Annotated in this window: 11 protein-coding genes and 1 pseudogene; 1 reads left to right on the top strand and 11 read right to left on the bottom strand. The window is 71.5% G+C overall.

Annotated features, from left to right (window positions below; genetic code table 11):
- Positions 1 to 76: 76 nt before the first annotated feature.
- The 9 genes and pseudogenes from OG452_RS21830 to OG452_RS21790 all read right to left on the bottom strand — a co-directional run bounded on the left by OG452_RS21830 (position 77) and on the right by OG452_RS21790 (position 8,642).
- Entirely contained in the window at positions 77 to 691 is a 615-nt protein-coding gene (locus OG452_RS21830; protein ID WP_327297277.1) for a hypothetical protein, read from the bottom strand.
- A 133-nt stretch (positions 692 to 824) separates the two neighbouring features.
- The gene (ahcY, locus tag OG452_RS21825; RefSeq protein WP_327297276.1) at positions 825 to 2,282 is read right to left on the bottom strand and encodes an adenosylhomocysteinase; all 1,458 of its coding nucleotides are present in this window, start codon (positions 2,280 to 2,282) and stop codon (positions 825 to 827) included.
- Between the two features lie 328 nt (positions 2,283 to 2,610).
- Positions 2,611 to 3,588 (bottom strand): cation diffusion facilitator family transporter, encoded by a 978-nt coding sequence (locus tag OG452_RS21820; protein ID WP_327297275.1) that lies wholly within the window; start codon positions 3,586 to 3,588, stop codon positions 2,611 to 2,613.
- 66 nt (positions 3,589 to 3,654) lie between these two features.
- Positions 3,655 to 4,818, bottom strand: coding sequence for a mannose-6-phosphate isomerase, class I (manA, locus tag OG452_RS21815; RefSeq protein WP_327297274.1), 1,164 nt, complete (start codon positions 4,816 to 4,818; stop codon positions 3,655 to 3,657).
- 107 nt (positions 4,819 to 4,925) lie between these two features.
- Complete coding sequence (locus tag OG452_RS21810) at positions 4,926 to 6,056, bottom strand: SIS domain-containing protein (protein ID WP_327297273.1); 1,131 nt, start codon at positions 6,054 to 6,056, stop codon at positions 4,926 to 4,928.
- A 54-nt stretch (positions 6,057 to 6,110) separates the two neighbouring features.
- A complete protein-coding gene (locus OG452_RS21805; protein WP_266856409.1) occupies positions 6,111 to 6,296 on the bottom strand; it encodes a Trm112 family protein in 186 nt (61 codons plus the stop codon).
- A 174-nt stretch (positions 6,297 to 6,470) separates the two neighbouring features.
- Positions 6,471 to 7,844, bottom strand: coding sequence for a phosphomannomutase/phosphoglucomutase (locus OG452_RS21800; protein ID WP_327297272.1), 1,374 nt, complete (start codon positions 7,842 to 7,844; stop codon positions 6,471 to 6,473).
- 122 nt (positions 7,845 to 7,966) lie between these two features.
- Positions 7,967 to 8,185: pseudogene (locus OG452_RS21795) on the bottom strand (L-lactate permease); the annotation flags it as partial.
- 82 nt (positions 8,186 to 8,267) lie between these two features.
- Positions 8,268 to 8,642 (bottom strand): DUF3499 domain-containing protein, encoded by a 375-nt coding sequence (locus OG452_RS21790; protein ID WP_327297271.1) that lies wholly within the window; start codon positions 8,640 to 8,642, stop codon positions 8,268 to 8,270.
- 320 nt (positions 8,643 to 8,962) lie between these two features.
- On the opposite strand from OG452_RS21790, the gene OG452_RS21785 reads away from it, so the two are divergent.
- Positions 8,963 to 9,421 carry a metallopeptidase family protein gene (locus OG452_RS21785; protein WP_327297270.1) on the top strand — a complete coding sequence of 153 codons (459 nt, stop codon included), beginning with the start codon at positions 8,963 to 8,965 and terminating at the stop codon, positions 9,419 to 9,421.
- 85 nt (positions 9,422 to 9,506) lie between these two features.
- Here OG452_RS21785 and OG452_RS21780 read toward each other — a convergent pair whose 3' ends face one another.
- Together OG452_RS21780 and OG452_RS21775 are read right to left on the bottom strand one after the other, a co-directional pair.
- A complete protein-coding gene (locus tag OG452_RS21780; protein WP_327297269.1) occupies positions 9,507 to 11,021 on the bottom strand; it encodes a DUF5719 family protein in 1,515 nt (504 codons plus the stop codon).
- Entirely contained in the window at positions 11,018 to 14,848 is a 3,831-nt protein-coding gene (locus tag OG452_RS21775; RefSeq protein WP_327297268.1) for a glycosyltransferase family 2 protein, read from the bottom strand. Before OG452_RS21775 ends, OG452_RS21780 begins: the two co-directional genes overlap by 4 nt.
- Positions 14,849 to 15,011 lie beyond the last annotated feature (163 nt).

Here is a 15,011-nt window from a genome sequence, read left to right as displayed (position 1 = left end):
CAGCTCAGCGGGGTCCTACGCACATCGCGGTTGCGACCCCAGCCCTGCGTTGCCACGGGTCGTCACGGGCTGCGGCTCAGTGGAAGACCGACGGTGGCGTCTCCAGGTGTTCCAGCTCGATCCCAGGGGCCGCGATAACCACGTCCCCGGCGATGTGGACCGCGTACTGCTCACCGGTGTCCAGGGCGCTGACCTGGTATTCGTCCACCACTAGAGGGTCACTGTCAGTGGCATGCGCTTCACTCTTCAGTAGCGCCCAGGACTGGTCGACGGTGCGGGGGGCCAGGACCGGGTCGGTGAAGGCGACCAAACGGAGGCGTGTGGCGGGGGAACCGGGGGTGAGGCCGAGCAGTCGGGTTATGGCGACAAGGAAGGCGGGGGATGTACCGGTGAAGGCATGAGCGGGGGCGTTGCCTTCGGTGGCATGAACCCCCGTGGGGTCTGTACGGACCCAGGTGACGCCTTCGATGGCCGCGCCGCGGACCTGCCAGCTCGCGGAGTGGAGTTCGAGGCGGATGGGGCGGCCGAGTTCGTCGATGGCCAGGTCGACGGAGCCCGTGTGGTCGCCCGAGGGGGCAGTGGTCTGGGAGACGTAGCGCCAGCCGGAGGGGCCTGGCGCGCAGTGGAAGTGTTCTTCACCGAGGGGGGTGTGGTCGTGCAGATCGTGGAGCGAATATCGGCCGCGGGGCATGGGGTCCTTGGGGTCTTTCCAGAGCCGGTACGGGGCAGGCCCCCGACACGGGGGTGCGGGGGCCTGTCTGGTACCTACTGCTTCTGCTGTGCCGGCTGCTGACGGTGCGTGCGCACCAGCGGCACCGGTGGGCTCAGTAGCGGTAGTGGTCCGACTTGTACGGGCCCTCGACCTGGACGCCGATGTAGGCGGCCTGCTCGGGACGGAGCGTCGTGAGCTTGACGCCGAGGGCTTCGAGGTGGAGGCGGGCGACCTTCTCGTCCAGGTGCTTGGGCAGCACGTACACGTCGGTCGGGTACTCGGCGGGCTTGGTGAACAGCTCGATCTGGGCCAGAGTCTGGTCCGCGAACGAGTTCGACATCACGAACGACGGGTGGCCCGTCGCGTTGCCCAGGTTCAGCAGCCGCCCCTCGGACAGCACGATCAGGACCTTGCCGTCGGCGAACGTCCAGGTGTGGACCTGCGGCTTGACCTCGTCCCGCACGATCCCGGGGATTCGGGCCAGGCCGGCCATGTCGATCTCGTTGTCGAAGTGACCGATGTTCCCGACGATGGCCTGGTGCTTCATCTTGGCCATGTCGGCGGCCATGATGATGTCCTTGTTACCCGTCGTGGTGACGAAGATGTCCGCGATCGACACGACGTCGTCCAGGGTCGAGACCTGGAAGCCGTCCATCGCCGCCTGCAGAGCGCAGATCGGGTCGATCTCGGTGATGATCACTCGGGCGCCCTGACCGCGAAGCGACTCCGCGCAGCCCTTGCCCACATCGCCGTAACCGCAGACGACCGCGACCTTGCCGCCGATCAGGACGTCGGTGGCCCGGTTGATGCCGTCGATCAGCGAGTGGCGGCAGCCGTACTTGTTGTCGAACTTCGACTTGGTGACAGCGTCGTTGACGTTGATCGCCGGGAACAGGAGGGTGCCGTCACGGTGCATCTCGTACAGGCGGTGCACACCGGTCGTCGTCTCCTCGGTGACACCGCGGATCTCGGACGACAGCTGCGTCCACTTCTGCGGGTTCTCGCCCAGGGTGCGGTTGAGGAGCTTGAGGATGTAGCTGTACTCCTCGCTGTCCGCAGTCGCCGGGTCCGGGGCCGCGCCGGCCTTCTCGAACTCGACACCCTTGTGGACCAGGAGGGTGGCGTCACCGCCGTCGTCGAGGATCATGTTCGGGCCGCCGGTCGGGGTGTTCGGCCAGGTCAGCGCCTGCTCCGTGCACCACCAGTACTCCTCCAGGCTCTCGCCCTTCCACGCGAACACCGGAACGCCCGCAGGCGCCTCCGGGGTGCCCTTCGGGCCGACCGCGATCGCCGCGGCGGCGTGGTCCTGGGTGGAGAAGATGTTGCAGGAGGCCCAGCGGACCTCGGCGCCGAGAGCGACCAGGGTCTCGATCAGTACGGCCGTCTGCACCGTCATGTGCAGCGAACCGGTCACACGAGCGCCGGCCAGCGGCTGAGACGCGGCGTACTCCTTGCGGATCGACATCAGACCCGGCATCTCGTGCTCGGCGAGAGTGATCTCCTTGCGCCCGAAGGCGGCCAGCGAAAGATCCGCGACCTTGAAGTCCTGGGTGATGGCGTCGGTCGTCATACGAGCTGCTCCTCGGAAGGTTGGTCGAGGGTGTACGGGCTGGATGCTGCGGCGACGGGCGGAAAGGCACACGAATGCCCGAGCGCTCGCGGCGCAGTCCGTCGGAGGCCCTCTCTCCCTCGGCCGGTCCGCAGAACGGACCGCCCGACCGCCATCAGCAGCGACGTCTGGCTCACGTCGAATCTACACCGGTCGGCCCAGCGGCCCCCAGCCCACCGGGGGTACCGGCTGAAATCCGTACCCTGGGAGATACCTCGGGACGTACCCCGAACGCTGGTCGGAACGTTTCCGTGGCCGGGCGGGGAAGCGCGCGCTGGTCCGGTCCCCGTCAGTGGTGCGGTACGGGTGCCGGGCCGCCCGGGGTCGCCTTCGGGTCCTCGCCCGCCGCGGCCTCGGCCTCGCTGTAGATGTCCGGTTCCAGATAGATCACCCGGGCGATCGGGACGGCTTCGCGGATGCGCGCCTCAGCGGCGTTGATCGCGCGGGCCACTTCCGCTGCCGTGTCGTCGTGCTGGACCGCGATCTTGGCGGCCACCAGGAGTTCCTCGGGGCCGAGGTGCAGCGTCCGCATGTGGATCACGGAGGTGACGGTCTCGTGGTCGACGATCGCTTCCTTGATCTTGTCGACCTCCTCGGTGCCCGCCGCCTCACCGAGGAGCAGGGATTTGGTCTCAGCTGCCAGAACGATCGCGATCAGGATGAGCAGGGTGCCGATGCACAGCGTGCCGATGCCGTCCCAGACACCGTTGCCCGTACTCACCGCCAGTCCGACGCCGGCCAGGGCGAGGACCAGGCCGATCAGTGCGCCGAAGTCCTCCAGCAGTACCACCGGAAGTTCGGGCGCCTTGGCGCGGCGGATGAACTGGGCCCAGGAGAGCGTGCCTCGCGTCTGGTTGGACTCCTTGATCGCCGTACGGAAGGAGTAGCCCTCCGCGATGAGCGCGAAGACCAGGACGCCGACCGGCCAGTACCAGTTGTCCAGTGAGTGCGGGTGCTTGACCTTCTCGTAACCCTCGTAGACCGCGAACATCCCGCCGACCGAGAACAGCACGATCGAGACGAGGAAGGCGTAGATGTAGCGCTCGCGGCCGTAGCCGAAGGGGTGTTGCGGGGTTGCCTCGCGCTGGGCCTTCTTGCCGCCGAGGAGCAGCAGCCCCTGGTTGCCCGAGTCGGCGAGTGAGTGGACGCTCTCGGCGAGCATCGACGACGAGCCACTGAAGAGGAACGCCACGAACTTCGCTACCGCGATCGAGAGGTTGGCGCCGAGCGCCGCCACGATCGCCTTGGTTCCACCTGACGCACTCATGGGTGGACGTGTTCCCTTCGTCGGTGCCGCGGCCTTGGTGCCGCTATACGGCCGCACATTGTCGCATCAGGCGACAACAGTGGCGCGAAAGACCGTCCCCGTACCGCTCAGGGTGACGTTCTCGCCCGCCGGGACGAACACCGACTGGCCCGGCGCCAGGGCGAGTTCGCCCACACGGGGAGCGCCCGCCGTGCAGAGCAGGATCTGCGGGGTGGCCGCGGGCAGCGGGAGTGGGCGGGTGTCCTCGGGGCGTACGTAGCGCGAGAGCCGGAACTCGTCGATCGGGGTCTCGTACAGCTCCTCGCCGTCCGGAGCCGCTTCCGGGCGCAGGATGCCGGGTTCGGTCGCCTCGAAGCGGACGATACGGAGCAGTTCGGGGACGTCGACGTGTTTCGGGGTCAGACCGCAGCGGAGCACGTTGTCCGAGTTCGCCATGATTTCGACGCCGAGGCCGTTGAGGTACGCGTGCGGAATGCCGGCGCCGAGGAACAGTGCTTCGCCGGGCTGGAGTTGTACGTGGTTGAGCAGCATCGCGGCGATGACGCCCGGGTCGCCGGGGTAGTGGTGGGCGATCGAGGCGTACGGGGCGTGGGCGCCGCCGAGGCGTTCGGCCGCGGCGGCGGCATCGGTGACCGTGGCCTTCATCCCGGCGGGGTCCGCGGACAGGACCGCCGTCAGGACCTCGCGCAGCGCCGCCTCCTCGGGGTGTGCGCGCAGGATGTCCACGTACGGCTTGAGCGAGTCGACGTCGAGAGCAGCGAGCAGGTCGGCCGATTCGGCGGGTGCGCGGAAGCCGCAGAAGCCGTCGAAGTGCGTCAGCGCGCAGATGAGTTCGGGCTTGTGGTTGGCGTCCTTGTAGTTGCGGTGCGGGGCGTCGACCGGGACGCCGCGGCGCTCTTCGTCCGCGTACCCCTCCTTCGCCTGGGCGAGGTCGGGGTGGACCTGGAGGGAGAGCGGGGCTCCGGCCGCGAGGATTTTGAGCAGGAAGGGCAGTCGCGGGCCGAACTTCGCTACCGCCGGCGCGCCCAGTTCGGCCTCCGGGTCCGCTTCGATGACGGCCGAGAGTGCCTGGTCGCCCGTACCGCGGTCGATGCGGGACGGGGCTCCGGGGTGGGCGCCCAGCCACATCTCGGCCTGCGGCTCGCCGGTGGGCTCGGTGCCGGTGAGGGCCGGGATGGCGGTGGTCGAGCCCCAGGCGTAGGGGCGCACGGTGTTGGCGAGGCGGTCCATGAAGCTACTTTCCGGGCTGCTGGGGGCGGCGGTGCGGGTCGCTCGGCGGACGGTTGTGGTCCTGCTGTACGGGGGCGGCGGGCGCGAGAGGTCCGTGCGGTTCTCGTTCAGGCCGTGGCAAGAGCGGCGTAGGCGGCGGCGAAATCGGTGACCGCGAGGAGCTCCGCGAGGCATTCCAGCTCGCTGCCCTCCTCCGGTTCCAGCTCGCTGATCGGTGTGTCCTGGGCCAGCGCGACCTCGCGGGCGGCCGGGGCCGCGGTGAGGCCCCCCGCCGGACGGTCGCGTACGAGCACCACCCGGGCGTGCAGCGCCTGCGGGTCGTCCACCCGGTCGCGGAAGAAGTCGTCCGGGTCGGCGTCGCCAGCGAAGGGGCCGACGAGCAGCGCGCCGTGCGCGGGCAGGGCCTCGGGCAGTTCGGCGGCGAGAGCGGGGCGGCCCGCCAGCTCGGTCAGTACGGCGGCGAAGCGGCGGCCGACGGGGGCCGCGGACGCGCCTTCGGTCCAGATGAGCGGGAGGGAGTCGGCGAGTTCCGAGGCCAGGGTCTTAGCGGGGTTGCTGTAGGTGGCGATGGCCGGACCGCAGCGTTCCGCCGTGCTGTCCAGCCGGTCGGCCACCTGCTGCAGGGTTTCGGGCGGTGCGGTGACCAGGCCGACCCGGTCGAGCAGGACCAGCAGCGGGGTGAGCAGGGCCCACAGCGCACCGGGGCCGACCCCGGTGAAGGGCGCCTCGGTCTCCTCCTCGTACGGCGCTTCGGCCATCGGTACGACGAGGCCGTGCGCCCCGTTGACCGCCTCGGTCAGCGGCGAGCGGCGCGGGGCGACGCCGACGACCGTGCAGCCGCGCCGGTATGCCTGTTCCGCGAGGAGCGCGAGGCCCGGCTCCGAGCCGTCGGCGGTGACGACGAGCAGCAGGTCAACGGATCCGGCCCAGCCGGGCAGGGTCCAGCGCAGTGCGCCCGCGGCGGGGGCCACCCCCGTGGGGTGCAGCCGGGTGACCGGGGCCGCCGCACCGGCCAGGGCGGTGAGGAGGTCGGCCACACCGGTCGCGGCGGCGCCGGAACCGGCGACGAGTACGGCGCGCGGCCGCCCTTCCGGGTTCAGGTCGGCGAGGCCGGCCTCGGCCGCGTTCCGGGCGGCGGTACGGACACGGGCTCCGGCCTCGGCTGCGCCGCGGAGGAGTCCGCGGCGGTCGGCTCGGGCCAGCGCTTCCGGGGCGTCGAGCAACGACTCGTCGAGCATCGGGTCTGCCTCCGATTCGCCTTGCGTACGGGTGCGTGCGTGGGGCGGGGTGCCTTACGCGGGCCGGCGGGCCTCGTCGACGAGCAGGACCGGAATGCCGTCGCGGACGGGGTACGCGAGACCGCACTCCTTACCGGTACAGATCAGCTCCGGGTTCTCCTCGGCTGCCGACTGGTCGTTGAGCGGGGAGTGACAGACCGGGCAGGCGAGGATCTCCAGGAGACCGGCTTCGAGCGGCATGGGGTGGTCCCTTCGGACGTACGGTTTGGCATACGGGTTGGGCCAGGTCAGCGTACCGCCGGGGCGGGGCAGGTGCGGGGCATCGGACGGTTCGGGTGGGCGGGCGCGGCCACGCGGAGCGGGGTGTCGGCGGGATGCGGTGCCGGCGGGATGCACCCGGGCAACGGCCTCCCGTCAGCCGGTCCCGCGCACCAGACGGAGTACCTCGTCACGGATCCCGGCCATCATCGCCTCGTCCCGTGCCTCCACGTTCAGCCTCAGCAGCGGCTCGGTGTTGGACGGGCGGAGGTTGAACCACCAGTCCGCGGACGTCACGGTCAGGCCGTCCAGGCCGTCCGTCGTGATGCCGGCTCGGGGTTCGTACGCCTCCCGTACCAGCGCTGTGGTGGCCGCCTGGTCGGTGACCTCGGAGTTGATCTCGCCGGATCCGGTGTAGCGGTCGTACGGGGCGACCAGCTCCGAGAGGGGCCCCGGCTGGTTGCCCAGGGCGGCCAGGACGTGGAGCGCCGCGAGCATGCCGGTGTCGGCGTTCCAGAACTCGCGGAAGTAGTAGTGCGCCGAGTGCTCGCCGCCGAAGATCGCCCCGGTCGTGGCCATCTCCTGCTTGATGAAGGAGTGCCCCACCCGGGTGCGGACGGGGGTGCCGCCGTTCTCCCGTACGACTTCGGGGACCGACCAGGAGGTGATCAGGTTGTGGATGACCGTGCCGCCGGGGTGCGCGGCCAGTTCGCGGGCGGCCACCAGAGCGGTGATGGCGGACGGCGAGACGCCCTCACCGCGCTCGTCGATGACGAAGCAGCGGTCCGCGTCCCCGTCGAAAGCCAGGCCGAGGTCCGCGCCGGTCTCGCGGACCTTCGCCTGGAGGTCGACGAGGTTCGCCGGGTCCAGCGGATTGGCCTCGTGGTTGGGGAATGTCCCGTCCAGCTCGAAGTAGAGGGGGACCACATCGAGCGGGAGCGGGGCGAGCACCGTGGGGACGGTATGTCCGCCCATGCCGTTCCCCGCGTCCACCACGACTTTCAGCGGGCGGATCGCCGAGAGGTCGACCAGGGAGAGGAGGTGGGCCGCGTACTCCTTCAACGTGTCACGCTCGGTGATGGTTCCGGGAGTCGGTGCGGCCCCGGGGGCGCCCGTCGCGGACCAGGTCTCGACGAGCGTACGGATCTCCGCCAGGCCCGTGTCCTGCCCGACCGGCGAGGCCCCGGCCCGGCACATCTTGATGCCGTTGTACCGGGCCGGGTTGTGCGAGGCCGTGAACATCGCTCCGGGCAGGTCGAATTGGCCGGACGCGAAGTACAACTGGTCGGTGGAGCAGAGGCCGATGAGGGTGACCTCCGCGCCGCGCGCCGCCGCGCCACGCGCGAAGGCTCCGGACAGGCCGGGCGACGAGGGGCGCATGTCGTGGCCGACGACGATCGCCGACGCGTCCGTCACCTGCACGAAGGCGGCCCCGAACAGCTCGGCCAGCGACTCGTCCCACTGGTCGGGCACGACACCTCGTACGTCGTACGCCTTCACGACCTGCGACAAATCGACAGCACCAGCCACGTCGGTCCTCCTGATATCCGCTCTGTCCCTACGGGCCCATCGCCCATCAAACTACCTGGGAGAATCGGGACTCTCGGCACATCGGAGCCGCCGCCCGGCGCGCGCCGGGCGCAAGCGCTCCCTCACGGCAGCATCCAGCTCAGGACCGCCCTGCTCTGCGCCATGACGACCAGACACATCACAAGGAACAGCCCCGGACTCCACGGCAGCACCCTGCGCAGCAGAGCTCCCTCCTGCCCCCTGAGACCCACCACCGCGCACGTGATGGTCAGGTTCTGCGGAGAGATCATCTTGCCCAGGATCCCGCCCGGGCTGTTGGCGGCCGCCAGTAGTTGCGGGGAGCCGGGGGCCGCGAAGCGGTGGGGGGGGGCCCAGGGAGCGGGAGGGGAGGCGAGGCCCGGGAAGCGGGGGTGAGAGCCGGGGTCAGGACTCCGGAGAGCGCAGTACACGGAGGTGGCCGCGTCGCCCGCTCTCGGCCTGTGCGGTCTGGCGGGCGCCACTACCGGGCTCGGGTGCGCGCTCGTGCGGTCTGGCGGCTTCCCGTACGGCGTTGGCGAGCGCTTCGAGATCGTCACCGCTGGGCCTGACGGGGGCCGAGCCGTCGGTGAGACGGACGACCTCCCAGCCGCGCGGGGCGGTCAGCCGCTCGCCGTGCTCGGCGCACAGGTCATAGCAGTGGGGCTCAGCGTAAGTCGCGAGCGGACCGAGAACCGCGGTCGAGTCGGCGTAGACGTACGTCAGCGTTGCGACGGCGGGGCGGCCGCACGCGGTGCGAGAACAGCGACGTACAGGGCTCACGGTATTGGACGGTACCGCACTCTTGAGCGGGCCGCGACGACTCGCCCCGGCGTCACTCCACCGTGTCGGGGCACGAACCCTGCCCCACTCGGCCCGGCGGCAACTCGCTTGACCTGCACGGGTGCAGGCGCATACAGCGAGTGACGAATCAAATCCAGTCATTCCCCCGGCGATATCCAGTCAGCCGGTGCGAGACCGTCGATCGAAAGCAGCCCGGCCGCCGATCGTGAACCTGTCCGGAATGCTCATTCCGCGACATGACGGCTGCACCACGGCCGTCGGCCTCGCCGCGTCGCACGGAGAGCTACCCTGCGTCAGTGATGGACAGCTCACTTCCGCCCCAGCCCGCCGAGCCCCGGCCGCGCCGCCGCGACCGGCACGGCCGGGGGATGCGCGGGCCCGTGGCCCCGCCGCAGGTTCCGCTCTCGACCAGCCGCGGGGACTCCTTCCGCGATCTGGTCGCGGACTCCGTCGAACGCCTGGAACGGCGCTGGCCCCAACTCTCCGAAGTCGACTTCCTGGTGCTCGACGTCCCGCGGGTCGAGGGCGCCGAAAGCATCGACGAGTGGCCCGGCGAGACCACAGTGCCGCTCGGCAGCGCGGTCTCCGCCGAGAAGGACCGGCCCGCGCAGATCGTCGTCTACCGGCGTCCCGTCGAGATCCGCACCAAGAACCGCGACGAGCGGGCGCTGCTGGTGCACGAGGTCGTCGTGGAGCAGGTCGCCGAACTGCTCGGCCTGGCACCGGAGTCGGTCGATCCGCGGTATGGACAGGACTGACGGTACGGGCAGGACGAGCCCGGCGGCCGGCCGCTTCCGTCCGGCGGCCCGCCGTTCCCCTTCGGCGGCCCGCCACCATCCCCCTTCAGTCGTCCAGCAGTGACAGATCCTGCTGGGCACGCGGCACGGAGACCGTTCCCCGGTCGTCCGGGAGCGTCTGCACCGTGAACATCGGGATCCCGTTCTGCGGGAGTTCGAGCATCCGCGACGCGTAGAACTGGCCGCTGCCCGCCATCGGCTCGACCGTCAGCGCGTACGAGCCCTTGAGTCCGGGCGGCGGGGTCGGCTTGACCGCGAGCGTCGTACCGCCCTTGACCGTGTACGTCTTGACGACCGAGGAACCACCGCCGCTGCCCGGCGATGAGGTGACCTTGACCTTCGCCGTGGCGCCCGGGGCCGCCAGCGACAGCACCGAGCCCTTGGAGCGGTTGTCGGCCACCGATGCCCGGTCGCCGACCGGTGCGGTCGCCGGGATGAAGGCGACCTCCTGCTTGCTGCCCTTGCCGCGTACCACGCGCAGGGCGGCCACCACGGGCGTCTTGCCGCCGCCCGACGGGGAGAGCACCAGCGACCCCGCCGCGCCCCTGGTCACGTCGCCCAGGTCCGCGGAGGAGGTCATGCCCGCCTTGAGGTGCAGCGTCTCGTGTCCGGCCGGGGTGATCGTGCCGTCGGCGCCGGCCAGCTGGACCTTGAGGTCCATGTCGTCCGAGCCCGGGGCGAGGGCCACCAGCCGTACGGAGGTGGCGTCCGCCGGGATCCCGGGGATGACCAGCTTGTCGGCCGGGGCGGTGGAAGCGGGCAGCCAGTCACTGCCGAGCTTGTCGTCCATGGACTGCACCACGGCGCCGACCCGGCCGGTACGGGTGCTGACATGGACGGTGAGGTTGTCGGCGGGATCGGGCGTCAGCGTGGAGAGCAGGACCGGGACCGTCGACTTCGCGGGGACCGTGATCCCCTCCCCCACCTCGGACTTGATGGCGCCGTCCTTTCCGTACAGCTCGATGTCGGCGACGGCCGCGCTGTCGTCCGGGTTGGTGAGGTGCACATAGTCCTGGCGGGACGCCGCCGTACTGGCGCCCGGGAACCAGAAGTCCGTGTCCGGTGCTGTGCAGTTGGTGCCGAGCACTCCGCGTGAGCCGCCGGCGTCGACCGTCGTGGTCTGCTGAACGGTCCAGCCGGGGGCCAGTGGACCGTCGGCCGAACCGATCAGCGCCGGTGAATCGCCGCCGGACTCCTGGTCGACGACGGGCTTGCCCGGCTGCTTGAGCGAGATCACGGGCTTCCCCTGATCCGGTGCGCCGCCCTTGCCCTTGCTGTCCTTGGCGTTCGTCTTCGCGCCCGTGCCGGTGACCGACGGCAGCAACTCGGCGCTGCCGTCGGACCCGCCGCCCTTCCCGGCCGGGGTGAAGGCGGTGTACGACGTCTCGGCGACATCCGACGTGCTGGGCGCCGGGCAGACCAGTGCGGAGCGCTCGACGGGGAGCCGGGCGGCGGCCTGCCGCGTGGTGGCGGCGCCCGACGGGGCGTCGACCACGGCGAAACCGGTGATGGCCGCGAGGGCCGCGACGGCCGCCGCGAGGGGGATGGCGGTGCGGTTCACTGGTTGCTCCCGTCGGGGCGGTGCTCGTTCTCGTCGGGGTAAGGGGGCTGCTGATGCGGCAGGGCGTAGCCGTACGAGTCGTACTGGCCGTCGGGCTGCTGCTGGTACGGGTCGTACTGCTGCTGCCCATCTGCGTAGTGACCGGCCTGGCCGGGCCGGCCTCCCCCTCCCTGGCCGTCGTTGCCGTACTGCACTTCGTTGCCGTACTCGTCCTGGCCGTACTGGCCGGGGGCGTACGGGCCGCCGTTGCCGTAGTGGCCTTCGTTGTCGTACTGCCCGGCCGGGTACTGGCTGTAGTCGCCCGTCACGTACGCGGGCTGCTCCCAGTCGCCGTATGCGGGCTGCTGCGGGACCTCCGTCCCGTACTGCGGGGCGACGTCGTCATCGGCGGCGGGGGCCGACGGATCCGCCGCGGGGTGTCCGGCGGGGGCATACGGACTCTGCTCGCCGGGTTCGCCGGCCTGGCCGTCCTCCGTGGCTCCCGTGATGCCCATGACGCCCGTTACGTCCGTCGCGTCCGGGCTCCCCGCCGCCTCGGCTTCGGCCTGGGCGGCGGCGCGCAGTCTGCGGGCCCTGCGGCCCTCGCCCACCACCGGCTCGGCGGGTACGGCGAGTTCCTCGTCGGGGAGGTCGTCGTCGATCCGCTCCCGGCGGCCGGGCAGGGCGAGCACCAGCAGCACGACCGCCAGCAGCACCTGCGCCCAGACCCAGAGGGTGTGGGTGAGGGGCTCGTCGTAGGTGACGTCGAGCTTCCCGCCCTGTGTGGGGAGTTCAAACCCCTGGGCCCAGCCGTCGACGGTCGTCCTGGTGAGCGCGCGGCCGTCCAGGGTGGCCTGCCATCCCGGGGCGGTGGCGTCCGCGAGCCGCAGGACGCGGCCGGACTTGCCGGCCGGGACGGTGGTGTGGATGTCCACCGGGCCCGCGGCGACGGACTGCGGCTCCGAACTCGCGTCCGGCGACGTACCGGAGACGATCGTGGCCCGTGCGACCTGCCGGTCGACGCGCCAGAGCTCGCTGCCGTCCAGCTGGCTGAGCCGGCTCAGCCCCGGGGTGGCGTCGAGCACCCGGCTCATCTCGCGCGGCGCGCCGTCCCTGACCAGCAGATAGCGGATGGCGTACCCGCTGAGCTGGCTGGACTGGTCGGCGCCTGAGCCCGCGACCAGGTTGGACACGATCTTGTCGAGGCGGGGGCTGCTGCCGCCGGCGCGGGCCAGTTCGGCGTCGCCGAGCCTGCCGCCCGAGCCGCGTACCAGCGTGTACGAGACCTCCGATGGTGACGTACCGCCGAGGATCAGGGTGCGGGCCTGGTCTCGGGTGCCGCTCTCCTCGGCGACGAACGCCGGGACCTGCACCGGGTCGCGCCGCTCCAGCGGCCCGTCCGCACCGCTGACCATCCAGCTGAAGGCGGCGATCACCGGGGCGAGCAGCGCGGCGACGGCGATCAGCCCGGCGACCGGCTGCCGCCAGCCGAAGCTCTGGGTGGCCACGCGCTCACGTGCGCCCTCCGCGCCGAGCACGGCGGCCGCGAGCAGCGCGAGCCCGTAGACGAGCGTCGTGGGACCGGCCCAGCCCGAACTGTTGGCGAGCACCGAGAAGACGAGACCCAGCAGGGCCACCGCCCAGGCGCCGCGGATGGCGAACTGGCGCTCCCCGCGCAGCAGGGCGGCCAGCGCGGCGAGCACCACTCCGATGAGCAGCGCCCCGCCCGCGGCCTTCGGACCACCGGGACTCATGCCCAGCAGGTCGAGCGCGGATGCCGAGCCCTTGCCGAACTCCATGCCCGCCTCGCGGAAGAAGCCGGAAGGGCCGGCGAGAAGCGAGAGCGACCAGGGTGCCAGCAGCAGGAGGGGCGTACCGGCGACCGCGAGGAGGCGCAGTCCGTACGCCGTGAGCTCGTCGCGGTGCAGCGCCAGGACGGCGATCCCGATGACGACGGCGAGCGGCCACACGACGGGCGTGAAGGCCATGGTGAGGGTGAGCAGGAACGCGTAGGCCCAGACGGCCCGCCAGCTTCCGCGCTCCCCGCGCACTCCGGCGGCGGAGACGGCGCAGCGGGCGATCAGCGGCAGCAGGACGGCGAGTACGGCCGTGCCGAGCCGCCCGGAGGCCAGGGCGCCGGTGGCGGCGGGCAGGAAGGCGTACGCGATGCTTCCCCAGGCCCGTAGCAGCCGCGATTCGGTGAGCGGGCGGGAGGCGAAGTACGCGGTGAGACCGGCCAGCGGGACCGAGCAGACCAGCAGCAGGGTGAGCGCGAGTCCGGTGTGGCCCAGCAGGACGGTGGAGAACACGGCGAGGATGCCGAGATACGGCGGGGCGGTCTGGGTGCCGCCGGTGCCGAGGGGGTGCCATACGTCGGCGTAGCGGTTCCACAGCTCCGATACGTGATCGGGCGCGGGGAGCAGGGCGCCGCCCGCGAGGGCGCCTCCGCCCAGCAGCGCCCGGCAGGCGATGAACGACACCAGCAGGAGCACGGCGAACAGCACGGGGGCCGGCTTGCGGGCTATCCGCTTCAGCCGGGCGAACTGCTCGATCTCCAGGAAGTCGGCGTCGTCACCGCCCGGGCCGGATTCGACGGCGCCGTGCCGCGAACCGGCCTCTACGTCGGAGCTACCGCCGAAATGGCCGGCCACCTGCTCGGCGGTGGCCTTGACGGTGGCTCCGGGCGGTGGGAAGAGCGGCCGCAGCTCGCTCGCCTCGACCGCGCCCACTCCGCGTTTGCGGCGTGCGGCGAGGATCCGCTCGGGGCGCAGCAGGGTGCCGACGAGCCCGGCGACCTCGTCGAGCGCCTGTCCCGGCGCCTTGCCGACCAGATACGCGATCACTCTCAGCAGGGTGCCGACGACCAGTCGCAGCATGACGTACGGCAGTCCGCGGCTGCGGGTGTTGACGAGCAGGGTGTAGACGGCGCCGGCCTTGTCGACGCGGTGCGGGCTGGCGACGGAGCGGCCCACGCAGTCGATGGGCCTGCGCTCGCGGGCCGATGCCTCCGCGTGCCGCAGTACGGCATCGGGCGCGACGACGACGCTGTGGCCGGCGGCGTGCGCGCGCCAGCACAGGTCCACGTCGTCACGCATCAGCGGCAGCCTGCGGTCGAACCCGCCCAGTTCCTCCCAGACGTCCCGCCTGATGAGCATTCCGGCGGTCGAGACGGACAGGACCGAGCGGACCTGGTCGTGCTGGCCCTGGTCCTGTTCGCGGCGGTCGAGGCCGGTCCAGCGGCGACCGCTGTTGGCGATCGAGACGCCGACTTCGAGCAGTTGCTTACGGTCGTACCAGCCGCGCAGTTTGGGTCCGACGATGACGGCGTGCGGGTCGTTGTCGACCACGCGCAGCAGCTCGGTGAGCGCGTCGGGGTCGGGGGCGCAGTCGTCGTGGAGCAGCCAGAGCCACTGCACCGGTTCACCGTGCGGCAGTTCGGGCATGTCGTATGCCTCGTCGCGCCAGCTGCGGCTCACCGGGTCCCAGCCGCTGGGCCGCTTCAGATACGGCAGTTCCTCGGGGGTGAGGACTCCCGCGGTGCGGGCCGCCTCGTCGACGGCGGCACCGAAGCCGGTGCGGCGTGCGAGATGCAACACCCGGTCGGCGCCGAGCGCTTCGGTGACCAGGCTCGCGGACGCGTCGGCGCTGCCGGTGTCGGCCGCGACGACGTTCTGGACGGGCCGCTCCTGCCCGAGCAGCCCGGCGAGCGCGTCGGGCAGCCAGCGGGCGCCGTCGTGGGTGACGAGCACGGCGGTGACGACATGCTGCGGGAATTCGGGCGGGTGCGCGGGAGCGAACGCAGGCGTTGCGGCCTCGTAAGGGGCCGTCGATTGGCTGTGCACGGACATCGAGGTACGGGCCCCTCCGGCCGGAGTCCGGGTGGCGTTGCCCCCCGGAAGGCTGGTGTGCGGATGCGGTGGACGCACCTGCCCCACGGGGGCGTTGGTGCATCGCGGACGGGGCCCCACACTAACGGCTGACTCGCACAGCGGTCCGCCGCCCGCCCCAGGG

Source organism: Streptomyces sp. NBC_01197 (assembly GCF_036010505.1).
GTDB lineage: Bacteria > Actinomycetota > Actinomycetes > Streptomycetales > Streptomycetaceae > Streptomyces.
The sequence above is the reverse complement of the archived record's forward strand: the minus strand, read 5'-3'. Positions and strand labels throughout refer to the sequence as shown.